Annotated in this window: 19 protein-coding genes; 11 read left to right on the top strand and 8 right to left on the bottom strand. The window is 41.6% G+C overall.

Going from position 1 to position 19,158, the window contains the following annotated elements:
* Positions 1–179 precede the first annotated feature (179 nt).
* The 5 genes from MTF66_RS27800 (at position 180) to MTF66_RS27780 (ending at position 6,350) form a co-directional block, all read left to right on the top strand.
* The gene (locus MTF66_RS27800) at positions 180–842 is read left to right on the top strand and encodes a tRNA-uridine aminocarboxypropyltransferase (protein ID WP_282454201.1); all 663 of its coding nucleotides are present in this window, start codon (positions 180–182) and stop codon (positions 840–842) included.
* A 790-nt stretch (positions 843–1,632) separates the two neighbouring features.
* Positions 1,633–2,637 carry a Fe(3+) ABC transporter substrate-binding protein gene (locus MTF66_RS27795; RefSeq protein WP_062566170.1) on the top strand — a complete coding sequence of 335 codons (1,005 nt, stop codon included), beginning with the start codon at positions 1,633–1,635 and terminating at the stop codon, positions 2,635–2,637.
* Positions 2,638–2,714: 77 nt separating this feature from the next.
* Positions 2,715–4,349: an iron ABC transporter permease gene (locus MTF66_RS27790; protein ID WP_248529292.1), complete on the top strand. Its 1,635-nt coding sequence runs from the start codon at positions 2,715–2,717 to the stop codon at positions 4,347–4,349.
* Positions 4,346–5,389: an ABC transporter ATP-binding protein gene (locus tag MTF66_RS27785; protein WP_248529291.1), complete on the top strand. Its 1,044-nt coding sequence runs from the start codon at positions 4,346–4,348 to the stop codon at positions 5,387–5,389. Before MTF66_RS27790 ends, MTF66_RS27785 begins: the two co-directional genes overlap by 4 nt.
* Positions 5,390–5,450: 61 nt before the next feature.
* Entirely contained in the window at positions 5,451–6,350 is a 900-nt protein-coding gene (locus MTF66_RS27780; RefSeq protein WP_054562779.1) for a Dyp-type peroxidase, read from the top strand.
* Here the strand turns inward: MTF66_RS27780 and argR are convergent.
* Positions 6,347–6,814: a transcriptional regulator ArgR gene (argR, locus tag MTF66_RS27775; RefSeq protein ID WP_054551012.1), complete on the bottom strand. Its 468-nt coding sequence runs from the start codon at positions 6,812–6,814 to the stop codon at positions 6,347–6,349. The genes MTF66_RS27780 and argR overlap by 4 nt on opposite strands.
* A 225-nt stretch (positions 6,815–7,039) precedes the next feature.
* On the opposite strand from argR, the gene mdh reads away from it, so the two are divergent.
* Positions 7,040–7,975: a malate dehydrogenase gene (mdh, locus tag MTF66_RS27770; protein ID WP_248529290.1), complete on the top strand. Its 936-nt coding sequence runs from the start codon at positions 7,040–7,042 to the stop codon at positions 7,973–7,975.
* Positions 7,976–8,065: 90 nt separating this feature from the next.
* Here mdh and ispB read toward each other — a convergent pair whose 3' ends face one another.
* Complete coding sequence (ispB, locus tag MTF66_RS27765) at positions 8,066–9,037, bottom strand: octaprenyl diphosphate synthase (RefSeq protein ID WP_248529289.1); 972 nt, start codon at positions 9,035–9,037, stop codon at positions 8,066–8,068.
* 410 nt (positions 9,038–9,447) lie between these two features.
* On the opposite strand from ispB, the gene rplU reads away from it, so the two are divergent.
* The 5 genes from rplU (at position 9,448) to MTF66_RS27740 (ending at position 12,354) form a co-directional block, all read left to right on the top strand.
* Entirely contained in the window at positions 9,448–9,759 is a 312-nt protein-coding gene (rplU, locus tag MTF66_RS27760) for a 50S ribosomal protein L21 (protein WP_036965957.1), read from the top strand.
* 16 nt (positions 9,760–9,775) lie between these two features.
* On the top strand, positions 9,776–10,033 hold the full coding sequence (gene rpmA, locus MTF66_RS27755; protein WP_054551015.1) for a 50S ribosomal protein L27: 258 nt from the start codon (positions 9,776–9,778) through the stop codon (positions 10,031–10,033).
* Between the two features lie 150 nt (positions 10,034–10,183).
* The gene (gene cgtA / locus MTF66_RS27750; RefSeq protein ID WP_248529288.1) at positions 10,184–11,338 is read left to right on the top strand and encodes an Obg family GTPase CgtA; all 1,155 of its coding nucleotides are present in this window, start codon (positions 10,184–10,186) and stop codon (positions 11,336–11,338) included.
* A gap of 79 nt (positions 11,339–11,417) precedes the next feature.
* Complete coding sequence (gene folA, locus MTF66_RS27745; protein WP_282454200.1) at positions 11,418–11,897, top strand: type 3 dihydrofolate reductase; 480 nt, start codon at positions 11,418–11,420, stop codon at positions 11,895–11,897.
* A 79-nt stretch (positions 11,898–11,976) separates the two neighbouring features.
* A complete protein-coding gene (locus MTF66_RS27740) occupies positions 11,977–12,354 on the top strand; it encodes a DUF3718 domain-containing protein (RefSeq protein WP_248529286.1) in 378 nt (125 codons plus the stop codon).
* A 333-nt stretch (positions 12,355–12,687) separates the two neighbouring features.
* Here the strand turns inward: MTF66_RS27740 and MTF66_RS27735 are convergent, their stop codons facing one another.
* The 6 genes from MTF66_RS27735 to surA all read right to left on the bottom strand — a co-directional run bounded on the left by MTF66_RS27735 (position 12,688) and on the right by surA (position 19,133).
* Positions 12,688–14,703, bottom strand: coding sequence for a methyl-accepting chemotaxis protein (locus MTF66_RS27735; protein ID WP_248529285.1), 2,016 nt, complete (start codon positions 14,701–14,703; stop codon positions 12,688–12,690).
* Positions 14,704–14,844: 141 nt separating this feature from the next.
* A complete protein-coding gene (locus tag MTF66_RS27730; protein WP_248529284.1) occupies positions 14,845–15,660 on the bottom strand; it encodes a symmetrical bis(5'-nucleosyl)-tetraphosphatase in 816 nt (271 codons plus the stop codon).
* A 6-nt stretch (positions 15,661–15,666) separates the two neighbouring features.
* Positions 15,667–16,056, bottom strand: coding sequence for a Co2+/Mg2+ efflux protein ApaG (gene apaG, locus MTF66_RS27725; RefSeq protein ID WP_054550996.1), 390 nt, complete (start codon positions 16,054–16,056; stop codon positions 15,667–15,669).
* Positions 16,040–16,846, bottom strand: coding sequence for a 16S rRNA (adenine(1518)-N(6)/adenine(1519)-N(6))-dimethyltransferase RsmA (gene rsmA, locus MTF66_RS27720; RefSeq protein WP_054550997.1), 807 nt, complete (start codon positions 16,844–16,846; stop codon positions 16,040–16,042). The genes apaG and rsmA overlap by 17 nt, the downstream gene beginning before the upstream one ends.
* The gene (pdxA, locus tag MTF66_RS27715) at positions 16,843–17,835 is read right to left on the bottom strand and encodes a 4-hydroxythreonine-4-phosphate dehydrogenase PdxA (protein ID WP_175078668.1); all 993 of its coding nucleotides are present in this window, start codon (positions 17,833–17,835) and stop codon (positions 16,843–16,845) included. Before pdxA ends, rsmA begins: the two co-directional genes overlap by 4 nt.
* A 5-nt stretch (positions 17,836–17,840) precedes the next feature.
* Entirely contained in the window at positions 17,841–19,133 is a 1,293-nt protein-coding gene (gene surA, locus MTF66_RS27710; RefSeq protein WP_055021167.1) for a peptidylprolyl isomerase SurA, read from the bottom strand.
* Positions 19,134–19,158 lie beyond the last annotated feature (25 nt).

The following is a 19,158-nucleotide window of genomic DNA, read 5'->3' as shown; positions in this document are numbered from 1 at the left end:
CACTAACCACTAACCACTAACCACTAACCACTAACCACTAACCACTAACCACTAACCACTAACCACTAACCACTAACTACTTAGATCAATATCTATTCCCCATATTTTTAGCTACAATACGCGCCGTTTAATTATCTGGTAAATACACAGTGGCTACTATCTCAAATAATTCAGTGTTAATGCTTCGTGCTCAGCAAATGACTGAGTCTCGTCGTGAATTTAAAGCGCGAGGAGCAAAGTTAACGCGTTGTGAGCGTTGTTTATTAGCCGAACACTATTGTATTTGTGACGGCGTTGAGCAAGCTCAGTGTGATGCCGCGGTCTGTTTACTTATGTACCATAATGAGAGTTTTAAGCCGTCAAATACTGGCCGTTTAATTGCTGAAATTGTGCCAGATAACCATGCCTTTAAGTGGGATAGAACAAATCCAGATGAAGCCTTATTAAGCTTGTTGGCAGATCCTCAGTATCAGCCAATGGTTATTTTTCCTGCCAGCGATGTTGATGATGAAGCGCGCGTGATCACCGAAGTAACTCCTGTTGAAGGTAAGCGTCCATTGTTTATCTTCTTAGATGGTACTTGGCGCGAAGCAAAGAAAATGATCCGTAAAAGCCCTTATCTAGATAATTTTCCTGTGCTTTCAATTACGCCTGAAAAGCTATCTGATTATCGATTACGTGTTGCCCCGCATGAGCATCAACTAGGCACCGCTGAGGTGGCTATTATGGTACTTGCCCTTGCGGGTGAAGAAGATGCTACACAAAAGCTTGAGCAACATTTTATTAAGTTTAGAGATGCATATTTGCTTGGTAAGCGAAATAAAGGGCGACCAGAGCAATAACTCTTTACTAAATTTTAGGCAAAAGAAAAGCGCGTACTATCTCTAGTCGCGCTTGCGGAATCTTCTTAATTTTTTGCATCCTGCAATTGAATCTAATCAACTCCCTAAACTTTGCCAATCCATGCGATTACACTTTACTTATTGGTTCTGTGCAATATAAGGCAATCCCGCCTTGTTTCCTTGTTAGTCCTTTACATCCTTGCTGGTAAATACTTTACCACTCCTTTACGTGCCATCCTGACACTATCCCTTTGTTTGCAAATCCGTTGCGATGCCCTAACGGCCTGTCCTTTATTCCACTTTTTGAACTTCCTGTATAACAACGTCCTGTTGTCATGCCATTCCACATCATCCTGATGTTGTCCGTAGGTTGTCACTCCATTGCGTTACTCTTCCTGAGCCTGTCCTTGATTCCTTATTCTCCTAATGAACCTTATTCCGCGGTATTATGAGTAATGCTTCCTTATCCATTTACTCATTAAGCTTCTTGCTTAGTTGATGTAAGTAATTATAGAGAAATGGGCAAAGCTGAGTAGGTCAAAATCTTACTTAATCTGCTGGTTATTTTATTGTCATTTAAAGTATGTTGTTATATTTCAATTGTTTACCTTGTTTTGTGCAGTGTTTGCTGGTGGTTTTTACTCAATAACTGCCATGTGGGTGAGATATGTCTTACATGCAAATTCCTAAATGGCAGTTAGGTTGATTGAAATATAAGTTTAAACGGGTGCACTTTGCCCTAACTCTAGGTAAAATATTTTGATAATTGTTACTATTTAGGTGCTATAAAATGAAGAAAACAGCCTTAGTATTACTTAGCGCATTATTAAGCGCGCCTACATTCGCTGCAGATGTAGTAAATATTTACTCGTTTCGTCAACCATTCTTAATTCAGCCTATTTTGGATGATTTCACAAAGCAAACAGGTATTAAAACCAATGTGGTTTTTGCCAAAAAAGGTTTGATTGAGCGTGTAAAGCGTGAAGGTAAGCACAGTAAGGCTGATTTAGTGTTAACCTCAAATTTTAGTGCGCTGATTCAATTAGAAGATTTAGGCTTAACGCAATCCATTAATAGTGATGTGGTTAATGCGAATGTGCCAAGCACTTTTCGCGATGGCGACGGTCAATGGATAGCACTTACTAAACGTGTACGTAATGTTTACTCTGCAAAAGAGCGTGTTGGTGCACTTGCTGAATTAACTTACGAAGATTTAGCCGATCCAAAATACAAAGGTAAGATCTGCACTCGATCTGGTAAACATCCTTACAATTTAGGTTTAGTTGCTTCTATGGTTGCTCACCATGGCGAAGCAAAAACTAAGCAATGGCTTGAGGGTGTAAAAGCCAATTTAGCACGTAAGCCGCAAGGTAATGACAGAGCACAAGTAAAAGCCGTAAAAGAAGGTTTATGCGATCTGGCGTTAGGCAACAGCTATTATTTTGGCAAAATGATGCAAGATGAGCAGCAAAAATCATGGGCTGAAGCGGTTTATATTAACTTCCCTAACCAAACAAACCGTGGCTCTCATATCAATGTATCGGGCGTTGTTATGACCCGTTATGCTAAAAACCCTGAAAATGCCTTGAAACTGGTTGAGTATATGACCGACAATAAGGCGCAAAATATGTATGCTTCAGTTAATATGGAATACCCTGTAAAGCAAGGGGTTGCATTATCTGAGATGGTTGCATCATGGGGTGAGTTTAAAGAAGATAGTCTTCCTCTTGATGAGATCAGCAAATATCGCCCTGTGGCACTGAAGCTGATTGACGAAGTAAAGTTTGATTTATAACGAGGATATTTCTCGTAACACATTTTTATAAAAGCTGTTTTTTAACAGCTTTTATTTTATCTGGTATTAATCCACTTATGCATGTGAAGTTTTCGCTGTCGCGTTGGCAGCTTATAGCCTGGCTTATTGGCCTGTTGCTTGTTACGCCATTAGGCTTTTTATTATTTGAATCTCTTCAAGGAGATTCAGATGTATTTCAGCACCTTTTCGATACTGTGCTGTGGGATTATACCCGTAATACACTCATACTTATTGCAGGGGTAGGGCTGCTGAGCTGTGTAATTGCATTGCCGTTAGCTTGGTTAACTGCATATTGCGAGTTTCCTGGGCGTAAGCAATTTGAATGGGCGCTAATGCTGCCATTAGCAATGCCAACTTATCTCATCGCCTATGTGTATACCGACTTACTTGATTACGCAGGGCCAGTACAAATAGCCCTTAGAGACTGGTTTGGCTGGCAATCACCAGACGATTACTGGTTTTTTGATATTCGTACATTAACTGGGGCTATTATTATGATTGCCTTGGTACTCTATCCTTACTTATTCCTTATTTTTAAAACGGCACTCAGAGAGCAGTCTTTTAAACTAGTACAAGCTAGTCAGCTGATGGGCTTATCGCCATTACAAAGCTTTCTGCGCGTTAGTTTACCTCTTGGTCGTGGGGCGATTGTGGCAGGGGTTACATTGATCAGTATGGAGGCCATGGCTGATTTTGCTACCGTTAATTACTTTGCTGTGAGCACACTAACGACCGCTGTTTACGATACATGGCTTGGCTATTACTCATTAACGGCAGCGGCGAAAATTTCAGGCATTATGTTACTGATTTTGTTTTTAACCATCATGGTTGAGCGCTTTAGTCGTCGTGATCAAGCTGTGTATGAGCGTCAGTCAAGCGTTAACAGTGCCACCTTGTATCGCTTAAAAGGCGGTGCGGCATGGGCTGCAAGCTTGGCTTGCACTGTTGTGCTGGTACTGGCTTTTATTTTGCCGGTTGGGGTATTAGTTAAATACGCTATTGTCTATGCAGATGAAGCATGGAATGAGGCATTCTTTAATTACGCTTGGCAAAGCTTTAAAGTGGCTGTTGTGGTGAGTATTGCAACTATCCTATTGAGCTTATTGGTATTGTTTTATCAACGTATTGCGAAGCAAGCTTACCCTTTGATCCCAGGACGTTTAGCAAGTACTGGCTACGCCTTACCTGGTACTGTGTTAGCTATTGCCGTATTACTACCATTAACTCAGTTAGATGATGCATTAAATAATTGGCTTGAGCCTTTTGGTTTATCACCAGGATTACTTTTGAGCGGCACTTTATTTGCGATGATTTTTGCTTATGTTGTACGTTTTTATGCGATTGCGCATGGCGCGCTTGAAAGCAGTTTTTTACGTATTAGCCCTTCATTAGATATGGCTAGCCAATCAATGGGCAAAGGGCCCTTACAAACACTTTGGCGAGTACATTTACCACTATTAAAACGCGGCATTCTAACAGCTGGCTTGTTAGTGTTTATTGAGTGCATGAAAGAGTTACCTGCGGCTTTATTACTCAGACCTTTTAATTTTGAAACCCTGGCAACTCATGTTTTTCAATATGTTAGTGATGAGCAATTGGAGCTTGCGTCAATTTCAGCCTTGTTTATCGTGTTAGTTGGGTTAATCCCTTTGTATTTCGTTAATCGTTCGATGGAGCAAAATCACTCATGAGTCATTTGATAATTAAAGACTTAGCTTATCAGTACAATGCGACTCAGGTGTTGAGTGAACTAAACCTCAATGTTGAACAAGATGAAATAGTCTGTTTGCTTGGCGCAAGTGGCTGCGGCAAAACTACTACCTTAAAGGCAATTGCCGGAATTTTACAGCCTGAGCAAGGCTATATGAGTATTGATTCAAAAGTGGTCAACGATAGTGGGCTGTTTGTTGCACCGGAAAAACGTAATATTGGCATGATGTTCCAAGACTATGCGTTGTTTCCTCATTTAACGGTAAGCGACAACATTGCGTTTGGGCTAAGCAATATGAGTAAAGCGCAAAAGCGCGAGCGTGTAGATGAAATGCTTAGCCTTGTTAAACTCGATGGTTGTGCACAGCGATATCCGCACCAGCTTTCTGGTGGACAGCAGCAACGAGTAGCAATAGCCCGTGCACTTGCTTACAAACCAAGTTTATTACTACTTGATGAGCCATTTTCGAATATTGATACACAAGTACGTTTTGAGCTTATTGCCGATATACGTCGCATTATTAAAGCTCAGCAGGTTTCTGCGGTATTTGTTACCCATTCGAAGGAAGAAGCTTTCGCATTTGCCGACACGCTTGCGGTTATGCATGGTGGAAAAATCGCCCAACAAGGCTCTCCTGAGCAGTTATTTAGCCAACCTAACTCAAAGGTGGTTGCAGAGTTTCTTGGTACGGGCATATACTTAACGGCAAAAGTATTAACGCCAACTGAATATGAGACGGCGTTTGGTGTGGTTCACTCATTGACACCGAACAATGCAGATTGTCAGCAAGGTCAAGTGTATATAAGACCACATCATATTCAGTTGTGTGAAGCTGCGCACAGTGACGCAAACAGTTTAACTATCTTGCACAGGCGCTTTATCGGTACGCGTTATGTATATCGTATCAATATTGCAGGGCAAGAGTGTGAAGTTGCTGCAGAGCAAGACCGCGTGTTAGCTGTTGAGCAGCCTGTAAAAATAAAAATAATGCCGCACACAGTCAATTTTTTTCATGATTAGTAATAAATAACAATCTTGAATCCTTGGCTTTGTGCAAATAACGAGAAGCTAAGGATTCACTATGGCGCAAGCGCAATCTGGGATTTGTGCTGAAGCAAACTTACATGGTTTGCACCTGTTTTTTAATGTTTACGATGGCCATGATGAGTCATTACGTAAAAAACTAAAACGCGTTAGCGTCATTCAAGATGAGTTTGCTGATCAGTTCTCAGAAGCCATGCTATCGTGTGTGGTTGCCCTTGGTGCTCAGTATTGGCCGCATATTCTGCCCGAGTTTATCCCTAGCCAATTACAAAGCTTTCCGAATGTTACTCATAGTGAGCATGTGATTAGTGCGCAGCCATTTGACTTGTTTGTGCAAATTCGCTCAGACCGCGAAGATGTAAATCATCTATTTGCTCTGCAAATTCTAAAATTATTAACACCGGATGTTGAGCTGGTGGAGCAGGTCCGTAATTTTAGGTTTTTAGATGGACGTGATTTTAACGGCTTTATTTATGCAGGCGATACACCTCATGGCCGTCAAAAGCGTAGTACAGCACTTATCGATAAACCGGGTCACTTTGAAGACCAAGGCAGTTATATTCATGTTCAGCGCTTTGTGCATGATTTGAGTGTCTGGCAGCATTTATCGTTATCAGAGCAAGAGCAAATCATGGGGCGCACGCGTCTAGATAATACCTTGATTGTGCCTGCTGTAGAAACCAGTCATGCGGTTCGTAGTGAATTAAAAGATGAGCATGGCCAGCCACTTTTGCTAAACCAAAGCATGCCATTTGGTGATGTGCATAAGCAGGGAATTTTAATGGTTTCGTGTGCTGCGCAAGGGGATGCGTTTGAGCAGGTATTAAAGAGTCGCTTGGGGCAGGGCGATTGCTATGATCATTGGCTCGATTTTACTCAAGCCGATATGGGATCTGCGTTTTTCGCCCCGTCAGTAAACTTCTTAAAGCAACTTTAAACGGTATCAAATAAAGTGCGCACGCGATCAAGCGTCACATCGATTTCAGAAATCTTCGCAGGGGCGATAAAAATAGTGTCGTCGCCTGCAATGGTGCCGAGTACACCATCCGCCTTACCGAGTGAATCAAGTAAACGAGCAATTAATTGTGCTGCGCCTGGACTAGTACGAATAATGATCATCATTTCGTTATGCATAATATCAATAACAAGCTGACGCAGTGGGCTTTTCGCTGTTGGCACACCCATTTCAGCCGGTAAACAATAGACCATTTCTTGTTTTGCATTACGAGTACGTACTGCACCGAACTTGCTTAACATGCGAGAGACTTTACTTTGACTAATATTATCAAAGCCTTGCTCTTTTAATGCTTCGACAATCTCACCTTGTGAGCCGAAGTTTTCTTCTTTTAATAGCGCTTTAAACGCTTTGATCAGTGCTTCTTGTTTGTCTTGTGGTTGCATGTTGCCGTTTCTTTATTCATAAAATGTAGGGTAATTCTACACAACTCTGCATATTTATGCAGTATTAGTTTACAAAGTCGTCCAAAATGCTGTGTCTTTACAGCCAAGTTTACAACTATGGTCGAAATTATACGCGAAATAAGCAGGATAAATTTGTTTTTAGTCGCTAATTTCATTATCTTTAGGGCCACAAATATTTCCTACCTCAAATTACGGAGAATTCCAATGAAAGTTGCTGTTTTAGGCGCAGCTGGCGGTATCGGCCAAGCATTGTCTTTATTATTAAAAACAAGTTTACCTGCAGGTTCTGAATTATCGTTATACGATGTTGCCCCTGTTGTTCCTGGTGTAGCGGTTGATCTTTCTCACATCCCAACAGACGTTAAAGTTGAAGGCTTTGGTGCTGACAACCTAGACGCAGCATTAGCTGGTTGTGATATCGTTCTTATCCCAGCGGGTATGCCACGTAAGCCAGGCATGGACCGTGCGGACCTTTTCAACGTAAACGCAGGTATCATCAAAACATTAGCTGAAGGCATCGTTAAAAACTGTCCTAAAGCGTTAGTAGGTATCATCACTAACCCAGTAAACGGCACTGTGCCAATTGTTGCTGAAGTATTCAAAAAAGCGGGTACTTACGATGCTAACCGTGTATTCGGTATCACAACGCTTGACGTGATCCGTTCAGAAGCATTTGTTGCTGAACTTAAAGGTTTAAGCGCAACTGACGTTAAAGTTCCTGTTATCGGCGGTCACTCAGGTACTACAATTCTTCCTCTTCTATCTCAAGTTGAAGGTGTTACTTTCACTGACGAAGAAGTTGCAGCATTAACTCCACGTATCCAAAACGCAGGTACTGAAGTTGTTAACGCTAAAGCGGGTGGCGGTTCAGCGACTCTTTCTATGGGTGCTGCAGCAGCACGCTTCTGTATGTCTTTAGTTAAAGGCTTACAAGGTGAAGAAGTAGTTGATTACGCATACGTTGCAGTTGAAAACGGTGACGCAGCATACTTCGCACACCCAGTTCGTCTAGGTAAGAACGGCGTTGAAGAAATCCTTTCTTACGGTGAGTTAAGTGCATTCGAAGAGCAAGCTAAAAACGACATGCTAGCTACACTTAACAAAGACATCCAAGAAGGTGTTGATTTCATCAATGGTTAATTCCGACAGATGATAGGCGATTTTTTTAATCGCCGAAAACAAAAAAGCCTGCAAAATGCAGGCTTTTTTAATGGCTCGAATAAGTCGCGTTTAGTGATCGCGTGCAACGGCGATGCGTGCCAAACTCTCTAAGGCTTGTTTGTACGGTGTGTCTGGTAAGAACGCAATACAAGCAATTGCTTTGTCAGCTTCTTGCTCAGCTTTTTGCATTGCAAACTCAAGGGCCTTAGTGTCAGCTAATGCCGCTAGAATGCTCTCTAAGTGCTCCATACCATTACCAAGCTCAATTGCTTCGCGTACTAGCTTAACTTGCTCTGGTGTGCCTTTTTGCATTGCGTAGATAAGCGGTAGGGTAGGTTTACCTTCAGCTAAATCATCGCCAATGTTTTTACCAAGTTGCTCGGCATCAGCATTGTAATCTAGAACATCATCCACTAATTGGAATGCAGTGCCAAGATGCATACCGTATAAGTTTAATGCTTCAAGGGTTTGTTCGTCTTGCTCGGTAATAATTGCAGCAAGGCCGGTTGCAGCTTCGAACAATTTTGCCGTTTTGCTGTAAATAACCTGCATATAGCTTTGTTCTGTCGTGTCAGGGTCGTTACAGTTCATTAGCTGTAATACTTCACCTTCAGCGATGACATTGGTTGCATCAGCTAAAATTTGCATGATTGGCATTTTACCTAGGCCAACCATAAGCTGAAATGAACGAGTATAGATAAAGTCACCCACCAAAACGCTCGCTGCATTACCAAACTCTGCGTTGGCTGTAGGCGTACCACGGCGCAAATGTGACTCGTCGACAACGTCGTCATGCAATAAAGTTGCGGTATGAATAAATTCGATGATAGTGGCAAGCGTAATATGGTCTTTGCCCTCATAACCAAGTGCTTTTGCCGCTAAAATGGCCAACATAGGACGAACGCGTTTACCGCCACTGTTTACTATGTATAAACCGAGTTGGTTAACCAATGCGACATCTGAGCGCATTTGGGCATGTATAAGTTGATTGACGTCATCCATTTCATTTTCGATTAACGTCTGGATAGCTTTTATATCCATTGATCTCCGAGCCAATATTTATGGGTATACGGGGCTGATTGTACAACAAAAAAAGCGCTTGCTCGATATTTTGTGATGATTCAGTAAAAAAACACTGTAAAGTTTTTTATTTGAGATCAATTTTGCCAAGATAAATTTATAGTCTTGATTAATAAGTGATCAGCTTTTTGAATTTTCAAAGTGCGTATTATTAGTGTAATTTAATTGTCATGAGATCGTAAAAACCGCTTGGCATGTGGTGTTTTTAGGATAGAATAGGAGAAAATATTGAATTGCTCTCAATGCAGCTATTTTTTATTCATTTTATCGAAAAAGAGGCTTGCTAGTTTTTGCACATTAGCGTAAACTTCGCGCCCTATTGAAGAATATTTTAGTTGCGTCGATTTGAGGGCGCACAGACGGAGTTAATTATGTACGCGGTTTTCCAAAGTGGTGGTAAACAGCACCGTGTGACTGAAGGTCAAACAATTCGTCTTGAGAAATTAGACGTTGAAACTGGTGCAGCAGTTGAATTTGATTCAGTACTTTTAGTTGCTGATGGTGAGAAAATCGAGATCGGTGTACCGTTCGTAAACGGTGGTAAAGTAACAGCTGAGGTTGTTTCACACGGTCGCGGTGAGAAAGTTAAGATTGTTAAATTTAGACGTCGTAAGCATTCTCGTAAGCAAATGGGCCATCGTCAATGGTTCACTGAAGTTAAAATCACTGGCATTAGCGCTTAATTAGAGGTACTGAGAAATGGCACATAAAAAAGCAGCTGGTAGTACTCGTAACGGTCGCGATTCAGAAAGCAAACGCCTAGGTGTTAAGCGTTTTGGTGGCGAATCAGTTCTAGCGGGTAGCATCATTGTTCGTCAACGTGGTACTCGTTTCCACGCTGGCGCAAACGTAGGTATCGGTAAAGACCACACTATCTTCGCAAAAGCAGATGGTAAAGTTCAATTCGAACAGAAAGGTCCTTTAAACCGTAAATACGTAAATATCGTAGCTGAGTAATCATCTCGATATTTGAAAAACCCCGCCTTTGCGGGGTTTTTTGTTTTAAGGCACATAAATATATACCTAAGCGCCTTGGCATTGGGTGCTGAATAGGGCACTTAGGTATATAATAGAGTTATTAACAAGCCAATCTTAAAGTGAGTAATCATGAAGTTTGTAGATGAAGTAGAAATTCGTTGTGACGCGGGTGATGGCGGCAGCGGTGTCGTATCTTTCCGACGTGAAAAATATGTACCAGATGGCGGTCCTGATGGCGGCGACGGCGGCGATGGCGGCAGCGTTTATCTACAAGCCGATGAAAACTTAAATACGTTAATTGATTACCAATTTGAGCGTTTTCATAAAGCAGAGCGCGGCACAAATGGCCAAAGCCGTAACATGACTGGTAAAAAAGGCGCTGATTTAACGCTTAAGGTGCCTGTTGGTACACGTATCATTGATGTTGATACTGAAGAGTCATTAGGTGATTTGACCCAGCATGGTCAAAAGGTTGTTGTTGCAAAAGGTGGTTTCCATGGCTTGGGGAACGCACGTTTTAAATCAAGTACAAACCGTGCGCCACGTCAAAAAACACTAGGTACACCTGGTGAAGTTCGCAGCTTACGCTTAGAGCTAATGCTACTTGCTGATGTTGGCTTACTTGGTTTACCAAATGCTGGTAAATCAACGTTTATTCGCAGTGTTTCTGCAGCTAAACCAAAAGTGGCAGATTACCCGTTTACGACGCTTATTCCTAATCTTGGTGTAGTACGCCCAGAAGCGAATAAGTCATTTGTAATTGCTGATATTCCAGGTCTAATCGAAGGCGCCTCAGAAGGTGCTGGCCTTGGTATTCGCTTCCTAAAGCACTTAGAGCGTTGTCGTGTATTATTGCATATCATTGATGTTATGCCTGTTGATGGCACAAATCCGGTTGATAATGCCTTTGCGATTATTAATGAGCTGCACCAATACAGCCCTAAACTTGCTGAAAAGCCGCGCTGGTTAGTATTTAACAAAATTGACCTATTACCAGAAGATGAAGCTGAAGCGCTGTGTAATGAGGTTGCTGAAGAGCTAGGTGAAGAGGTTAATGTTTACCGTATCTCTGCTGCAAATAAGCAAAATACCCAAGCACTATGTCATGACATTATGGCGCTACTTGATAGTATGCCGAAAGAGAAATTCGCTGAAGAAGAGAAAGAAGAAGTTGAATTTAAGTGGGATACTTACCATCAGAAAGCAACATCTCAAGACGATGATGATTGGGATGACGACTGGGATGATGATGACTACGATGTAGAAGTTATCTACCAACGATAAAATTTAAAACTGAAAAGGAGCCATGCGCTCCTTTTTTATTGATAAGAAAAAAGTATTAAGGTTTAGTGTGAAAATTTCAATGATTGCTGCAATGGCAAATAACCGAGTAATTGGCCAAGACAACCAAATGCCATGGCATCTACCCGCCGATTTGCAACACTTTAAAAAAGTAACCATGGCAAAGCCTGTGATCATGGGCCGTAAAACATTTGAATCAATAGGCCGGCCTTTACCAGGCCGTCAAAATATTATTATCACGCGTAATGCTGATTACACAGCAGAAGGTATTGAGGTGGTTACTTCTCCAGAGGCTGCGCTGGAATTGGTTGCTGATGTTGAAGAAGTTATGATTATTGGTGGTGGAAATATATACGAACAATTTCTATCTCAAGCAGATCGTCTATACTTAACATTCATCGACCTCGACGTGGTCGGTGATACGCAGTTTCCAGATTACGAAAGTGTTGCTAATTGGACAGTTGCCGAGCAAGAACAGCATCAACCTGATAACAAAAATCCTTACTCGTATACTTTTGTAACCCTGTACAAAAATCCGTAACATTATTGCGGTAAAATTAATTAGTTGGTACAATATTACACAATCTTGGTAAGAAAAAAGTATTACATAAGGGCAAAATATGATGAAGTTACCAAATATGTTACTTGCAGCGGCTGTTGTTTCAGCGTCAGTAGCCTATACAGCACCAGCAAAAGCGAATGATCAATTAGCTGTTTCTATCTGTGAATATATCGCTGCTGATGATAAAAACCGTTTACGTAGTAAGCTTAAAAGCTCACGTGTGAAAATTCGTAACATTTTTGATGCTGTAAAATGTAACGGCAACAATATGCTTCGTCATGCTATTGAAAGTGGCGCTGCAGATGCTGGTGAATATATTGTTAAGAACTTATCTAAAAGCTCGTTAAAAGATGGTGCAGACATCGCATGGGCAGAATCAAACGGCCACGGTGGTTCTCCATTAATCGCTGTTATTAAAGACCGCGCAGGCCTTTAATTGAAACGCCAATAGAATTTAAGAAACCGCACTCGTTGCGGTTTTTTTGTGCCTGAAAAACGCTTCGTTTATTTCATACCTACTCGCAATTCTTCGTTATTATTTTGTATTAAATAATGCGCCTGCATGGGTGCGGGAGGCAGGAAAATATTAAGAGTAATCACCTCAAAAGATCATTTAATTAAGTGAACTGGTATGAATACATACAAAAAAACCGTGTTTGCAATTCACAAACACGGCTTCTATATTTGTTAGCTCGTAGCTCGTAGCTCGTAGCTCGTAGCTCGTAGCTCGTAGCTCGTAGCTCGTAGCTCGTAACTCGTTCACAGCTTCTTAAACTTTAAACGCATCTACCGATAAACGTAGTTCTTCCGCTAATTTAGCAACTTCTGAACTTGAAATATTGGTTTGGTTTGCGCCTTCAGCTGTTTGTTCAGCAATTGCTACAATCGACTCTAAGCGTTCACTAATTTCTTGCGACACTTGTTGTTGCTCATGAGCGGCTGTTGAGATCTCTTCACTTACGTTGTGAGCTTGCGCAACGGCTGTAGTGATTGAATCAAGGGCTGTGTTTGCAAGGTCTGATTGATCTACACATGACTCAGCTTGTTGCTTACCCTTCGACATTGCCGATACAGCAGCCTCTGCGCCAACCTGAAGCGATTCAATCATAGCTTGAATCTCTTGGGTCGATTCTTGAGTCTTGCTCGCTAGAGAGCGTACTTCGTCAGCAACTACGGCGAAGCCTCGGCCTTGTTCACCGGCACGGGCTGCCTCTATGGCTGCATTAAGTGCAAGTAGGTTTGTTTGCTCTGCAATGCCACGAATAACATCTAAGATGCCACCAATTGATGCGCTATCTTTGTGTAGCTTATTGATAACTTGTGAAGCATCATCAACTTCACGGGCAAGTTGTTCAATAGTCGCTTTGTTTTGTGAAGAAATGCCTTTAACACGGTCAGCTTCTTTATCAGCGTTCTTGATTTCGCTAAGTGCCTGTTGAGCACTGCTGCTTACCGCTTGTGATGTACTGCTCATTTCAGTGGTTGCTGTGGCAGCTTGTTCAACTTGCGCTTGTTGGTTACGAATAGCTTGGCTTGACTCTTCAGTAATTGCTGAAGTTTCCTCTGAAGCCGCTGCAAGCTGTGTAGAGCGAGAGATAATGCCTTGAATAAGCGTACGTAAACTTTCGATTAGCGTATTACAACTACGTGATAGCTCACCGAACTCGTCTTTAGCTGAGTCGTCTAAGCGTTGAGTCATGTCGCCGCTAGCAACAATATCAAGAATACGGTTTACTTCAGAAAGTGGTTTAGTAATACGGCTAACAGTAACTGCTGCAACAGCAATAGCTATTAAAGTGGCGATAACCATGGCAACCCAAGTCCAAATGGTTGCTGTAGATACGTTACCACTAACGTCTTGCTGTAGATCAAAGGCAAGTACAGTTGCTTGGTCGACAAGCTCTTTAAGTTGTTTTAGAGCTTCAGTTGTTGATTTTTCTGCATTTGCCAGCTCAGCTTGAGTTTGTGCAATTGCATCAATTAAACGCTTTTTATTTGCTGATAGGCTGTTGTTGCCACGTACATTATTTACAAGGTTCTCAACATAATCGTTTAGGTCGTTATATAAATCACCATTACTTTCAATGATAGCAGGGCGGATTAGGCCAAGGCTTCGTTCAACTTCTTCTAAATAATAAATTTGTTCGTTTTTCACGATATCTAACGTGTTAAGGGTTTTAACCGTTAACATATCAGTACTATTAGTGACTACTGACTGGAAGTTGTTCTCCATGTTGTTAGCAGCTTGATAGGCACGTGAATTGTTTTCTTCAAGACCATCGATATCAATGATATCAAGCACAACAGAGTTAGCATCCTCTGCGCTGATCTCAATATCTTCAAGCTGGGTGCGCAGCGTATTGTTAAGTTCAAGTTGAGTTTGTTTGTCTTTGAAAAGATTATCGACAGACTTGGCAAAGCGCTTATAAGTTTGCTCAACTTCTTGACTGCTTTGTTTTAACTTAGGGTCGTTACTCACTATTTGTTGTAGGTCTCGATAAGAGCTATCGTAACGCTTTTTCTGCTCGGTAAAATTCTTGCGAATAGTTGCTAATTCATCTTGTGATGTGGTGTAAAAGCTAGCTTGAGCTGATTTACTCATCAGGATGAATTCAACCTGCAATTCATAACTTTTATCGAGAGCCGGTAATGACAGCTGATTAACTCGCTGTGTCGATTGATCAATGTTGGTAATTCTGATCAACGAGTTACCACCAATAAATAGCAGGAGTAACGTAATAACAATAAAGCCACCCCAAATGCGCTGTCTAACGGTCAAGTTCATATGTAATTCCAGAAAATAGTACTAATCAACACTTATCGGCAAGGTTGCCAATTAGTTAAGTATTTAAATTTAATTAGCTTTAAATTAAATTAACTTTAATTGTTATAAATCTAACAGATGTTCAGCTATTTTTCAGTTTATTTAGATAAAAGAGTGGGATTTTTCGACAAAACAGTCTTTTTGGCTGAGTTCCATGAGGGTCATCGCGCCTCCCCATACACAGCCAGTGTCGAGGGCATGAATTTTTTCGGCTTTAACTTTACCTTCTAAAGCTGCCCAATGACCAAATGTGATCTGTTGCTTGAGCTTATTAATATTCGGATGCTCAAACCAAGGAATTATTGAACTATCTTCACTAATGCTGGTTTTGTTGCTGAAATCGAGTTCACCAAGCAAATTAACGAAGCGCATACGCGTGAAGTAATTAACGATATAACGAAATTTAGCCTCGTTAGGTAGTGTTGATTGCCATTCTAATGGGTGGGGGTCATACATATTGGCAAAGTAATGATGGGCATCACTACCTTGGTAGCAACTTTCGGCAAAGCGAGCGCGTTTTAATGCTTTTTTTATCGACCAATTTGGGTTTAAGCCGGCATGGCTTATCAGCATGTCATAACGTTCGAGCCAAATAGCTAATGGCTGTTGTTGCAAAAAATGAATATATTCAGGGAGCTTCGGACTGTCAAAAACACTAGCAAGCTTATCTTTTGGGTTTGCTAGCTTATTTAGATAATGACAAGCAATTAGGTGTAAATCATGATTACCAAGGGTGATGGTTACACTGCCTTGCATAGTATGAAGGCGCTCGAGGCAGGCGAGTGAATCAGGGCCTCGAGCAACAATATCGCCAACTAAGTAAAGGTGATCTTGGCTTGGGTTGAAATTGACACGTTTTAGTAACGCATCAAATTCACTGTAACAGCCTTGTAAGTCACCAATTGCGTAGTCAGCCATTATTACCTAATGCAATATGTTTGGACGAGCTAAGCGAAACACCTCGATTGGCGCTTCAAACTCAGTCCCAAATTCGTTACGCATGGTGTAATGGCCTTGCATCGTCCCAACAGGAGTATCAAGCACTGCACCACTGGTGTATTTGTAGCTTTCGCCTGGGGCTATGGTAGGTGTTTCACCAACAACCCCTTCACCTTGCACTTCCACTTCTTTGCCGTTGGCATCGGTAATTAACCAGTAACGGCTCAATAGCTTAGCACTGCATAAACTGTGGTTTTTAATGGTGATTGAGTAAGCAAAAACGTATTTATCTTGTTCAGGCTCTGATTGACCTTCTACATAGAAGGTTTCAACCGACACCTTAATTGGAGAACCTAAATTACTGCTTGTTGTCATAAATCCAATTAGCTATATCAATAAATTGTTGTAAAGACAGGCTTTCAGCACGCAGAGTGATATCAATGCCTATGCTTGTTAGTTCTTCAGCTGTAAGTAAGTTAGATAAACTATTACGTAAAGTCTTACGGCGTTGATTAAAGGCTTCTAAACATACCGTGTTTAATAGCTTAGTGCTTTTAGCTGAACGTTGCTCTGGCTTTTTAGGGATCAAGCGAATAACCGCTGAATCTACTTTAGGTGCTGGTTTAAAGCACTCTGGCGGCACATCAATCACTGGCATTGCGTGACAGTAATATTGCGTCATTACACTTAAGCGACCAAATGCTTTACTGCCCGGGCCTGCGACCATACGTTTGACCACTTCTTTTTGCAGCATAAAGTGCATGTGCTCTACGTTATCTGCGAACTCAAATAAATGGAATAGCAGCGGAGTTGAAACGTTGTATGGTAAGTTACCAAAAATCTTTAACTTTTCGTCAGACTTGATCAAAGAGCTAAAATCGAATTTCATTGCATCGCCTTGATGCACTGTTAACTTTGGCCCTAAGAATGGGTGGCTCGTTAAACGTTCTGCTAAGTCTTTATCTAGCTCAACAACCGTTAGGTGGCCACTTAAATCAGCGACTGGCTCAGTGATTGCACCAAGACCCGGGCCGATTTCTACTAAATTGTCTTCAGGTTTAGGATCGATAGCCGTGACGATTTTGTCGATGATCATGTCATCGTTTAAAAAGTTTTGACCAAAACGCTTACGAGCGCGGTGTCCTAAATGTACTTTATCTGTCATTGATTCTGTGCTTTTTCATGGGCGAGCTTAATTGCTTCGCGGATCGCTAATTCAAAACTACCTACATCAGCAGTACCTGTGCCGGCTAAATCGAGAGCCGTACCGTGATCTACTGAGGTGCGAATAAATGGCAGGCCAAGGGTGATGTTGACCGAATTGCCGAAACCTTTGTATTTTAGCACAGGTAATCCCTGATCGTGATACATTGCAAGCACGGCATCTGCTTGCGAGAGATATTTATCTTGGAACAGGGTGTCAGCAGGCAATGGTCCAATTAAGTTCATACCTTGATTATTTAACAGCTCTAAAGTTGGCGCTATGGTATCAATTTCTTCAGTGCCTAAATGACCATCTTCGCCAGCATGTGGGTTTAGACCACATACGAGGATACGCGGATTTTCAATACCAAACTTAGTTTGTAAGTCATGGTTTAAAATAGTGGCAACTTTACTTAAACGTTCAACGGTGATTGCGCGCGATACATAAGCAAGCGGTATATGCGTCGTAACAAGCGCCACGCGTAAGCCTTCTGTAGCTAACAACATCACTACATCGGCAGTATTCGATTGCTGCGCAAAATACTCAGTGTGACCGCTGAATGAGATACCTGCTTTGTTGATAATCCCTTTATGCACAGGTCCTGTAACAACAGCGGCAAAGGTACCATCCATATTTTTTTCACTGGCGATACGCAACGTATCCAGCACGTATTGACCATTGGCGTCATTAAGTACGCCCACTTCAACGTCAGAGCCTAAATCTACTTGATGTAAGTAAACGCTGCCTGCAGGGGCAATGCTTGGGGCTTGGCTGTCATCGAAGTCAATTAAATTAATATCTAAACCAAGCAATTTAGCGCGCTGTTTTAACAGCGCGCCATCAGCAATCACCACCAGTTGGGCATCCCACTGGTGCTGCGCTAACTTGATAAGTAAATCAGGGCCAATACCGGCTGGCTCACCTGGGGTAATTGCAATTCTAATGGTCATAATTTTTATTCTGTTGGGAAAATATCAACGTGCGCTTGTTCACGCATTTCTTGCTGCCAGTTGAAACTTTCTTCTTTAAATTTACGATTAAACAGTAGTTGGTGAGCGCGGTTACGCTTAGCTTGCTCTGTTTTATCAGCTACACGCTTATCAAGTAGCTGTACAATGTGCCAACCAAACTGTGTTCTGAATGGCTCACTGATTTCATTTTTATCTAGAGAAAGCAGGGTATTTTTAAATTCTGGTACATAGGTGCTTGGATCAGTCCAATCGTACTCACCACCTTTTAATGCTGAACCCGGATCTTCAGAGTATTCTTTAGCAAGTTCACCAAAGTCAGCTTTACCTTCACGTAGCTCTTTTGCAAAACCTTTTAGCATGTCACGCGCTTTTTCTTCGCTTAAGATGATAGAAGGCTTAATTAAGATGTGACGTGAACGAACCTCTGTTGTTTCAACAACTTGGCGACCACGAACATCTTGCACTTTAATGATGTGGAAACCAGCACCTGAACGAAGCGGGCCAACGATATCGTCTTTTTTATGGCCTTTTACCGCTTCAGCAAAAAGTGATGGCATTTCGTTGATGCTCATCCAACCTAGCTGACCACCTTCAAGGGCTTTTGAACCGCTAGAAGATGAAATAGCGATACGCTTGAACTCTTTGCCTTCTTTTAAAAACTCGATAACTTTATCTGCACGCGTTTTAGCACTGGTGATTTCATCAGCTGTTGCATCACTTGGGATATCAATCAAGATATGACCAATATCATACTCTTCGGCATTCTTGCCTTGAGTTTCCATGATTTTAAGAAGGTTATCGATTTCTTGTGGGCTAATATAAATACGACGGTCAACGTTCGCACGCATTACTTGTTGCGTGGTGATTTCTTTACGTATTTCTTCACGGTATGCTGGGTAACTCTCGCCTGATGCCTCGATAGTGCGACGTAAATCAGCGATTGTACCGCCTTGCTCACGAGCCATATTTTCAAGTGTTTGGTCTAACTGAGAGTCAGAGATTTCTAAACCCATGCGCTCAGCAAGTTGCATCATCAGAGTTTGGTTTACTAAACGCTCGATTGCTTGAATGCGAAGCGTATCATCAGAAGGTAATTGCTGACCTTGCTCTTGCGCTTGAGTTTTTACGCGATTGATAATGGTGTCTACTTCACTTTGTAAAATAACACCTTGGTTAACTACACCAACAACTTTGTCGATTTCGACAGGTTTTGCGAAAACGCTTTGGCAAAGGCCAACTGTTAATAATGCAGATGCAAATAATTTTTTTAAATTCATACTTTTTCTAATACTCTTGCTAATA

Source organism: Pseudoalteromonas sp. 2CM39R, from assembly GCF_023161845.1.
The sequence above is the reverse complement of the archived record's forward strand: the minus strand, read 5'-3'. Positions and strand labels throughout refer to the sequence as shown.

Bases quoted from the DNA above. Each gene is read 5' to 3' on its own strand.
- MTF66_RS27800 (WP_282454201.1), top strand. From the start codon at position 180: ATGCTTCGTGCTCAGCAAATGACTGAGTCTCGTCGTGAATTTAAAGCG.
- MTF66_RS27795 (WP_062566170.1), top strand. From the start codon at position 1,633: ATGAAGAAAACAGCCTTAGTATTACTTAGCGCATTATTAAGCGCGCCT.
- MTF66_RS27790 (WP_248529292.1), top strand. From the start codon at position 2,715: ATGCATGTGAAGTTTTCGCTGTCGCGTTGGCAGCTTATAGCCTGGCTT.
- MTF66_RS27785 (WP_248529291.1), top strand. From the start codon at position 4,346: ATGAGTCATTTGATAATTAAAGACTTAGCTTATCAGTACAATGCGACT.
- MTF66_RS27780 (WP_054562779.1), top strand. From the start codon at position 5,451: ATGGCGCAAGCGCAATCTGGGATTTGTGCTGAAGCAAACTTACATGGT.
- argR (WP_054551012.1), bottom strand. From the start codon at position 6,814: ATGCAACCACAAGACAAACAAGAAGCACTGATCAAAGCGTTTAAAGCG.
- mdh (WP_248529290.1), top strand. From the start codon at position 7,040: ATGAAAGTTGCTGTTTTAGGCGCAGCTGGCGGTATCGGCCAAGCATTG.
- ispB (WP_248529289.1), bottom strand. From the start codon at position 9,037: ATGGATATAAAAGCTATCCAGACGTTAATCGAAAATGAAATGGATGAC.
- rplU (WP_036965957.1), top strand. From the start codon at position 9,448: ATGTACGCGGTTTTCCAAAGTGGTGGTAAACAGCACCGTGTGACTGAA.
- rpmA (WP_054551015.1), top strand. From the start codon at position 9,776: ATGGCACATAAAAAAGCAGCTGGTAGTACTCGTAACGGTCGCGATTCA.
- cgtA (WP_248529288.1), top strand. From the start codon at position 10,184: ATGAAGTTTGTAGATGAAGTAGAAATTCGTTGTGACGCGGGTGATGGC.
- folA (WP_282454200.1), top strand. From the start codon at position 11,418: ATGATTGCTGCAATGGCAAATAACCGAGTAATTGGCCAAGACAACCAA.
- MTF66_RS27740 (WP_248529286.1), top strand. From the start codon at position 11,977: ATGATGAAGTTACCAAATATGTTACTTGCAGCGGCTGTTGTTTCAGCG.
- MTF66_RS27735 (WP_248529285.1), bottom strand. From the start codon at position 14,703: ATGAACTTGACCGTTAGACAGCGCATTTGGGGTGGCTTTATTGTTATT.
- MTF66_RS27730 (WP_248529284.1), bottom strand. From the start codon at position 15,660: ATGGCTGACTACGCAATTGGTGACTTACAAGGCTGTTACAGTGAATTT.
- apaG (WP_054550996.1), bottom strand. From the start codon at position 16,056: ATGACAACAAGCAGTAATTTAGGTTCTCCAATTAAGGTGTCGGTTGAA.
- rsmA (WP_054550997.1), bottom strand. From the start codon at position 16,846: ATGACAGATAAAGTACATTTAGGACACCGCGCTCGTAAGCGTTTTGGT.
- pdxA (WP_175078668.1), bottom strand. From the start codon at position 17,835: ATGACCATTAGAATTGCAATTACCCCAGGTGAGCCAGCCGGTATTGGC.
- surA (WP_055021167.1), bottom strand. From the start codon at position 19,133: ATGAATTTAAAAAAATTATTTGCATCTGCATTATTAACAGTTGGCCTT.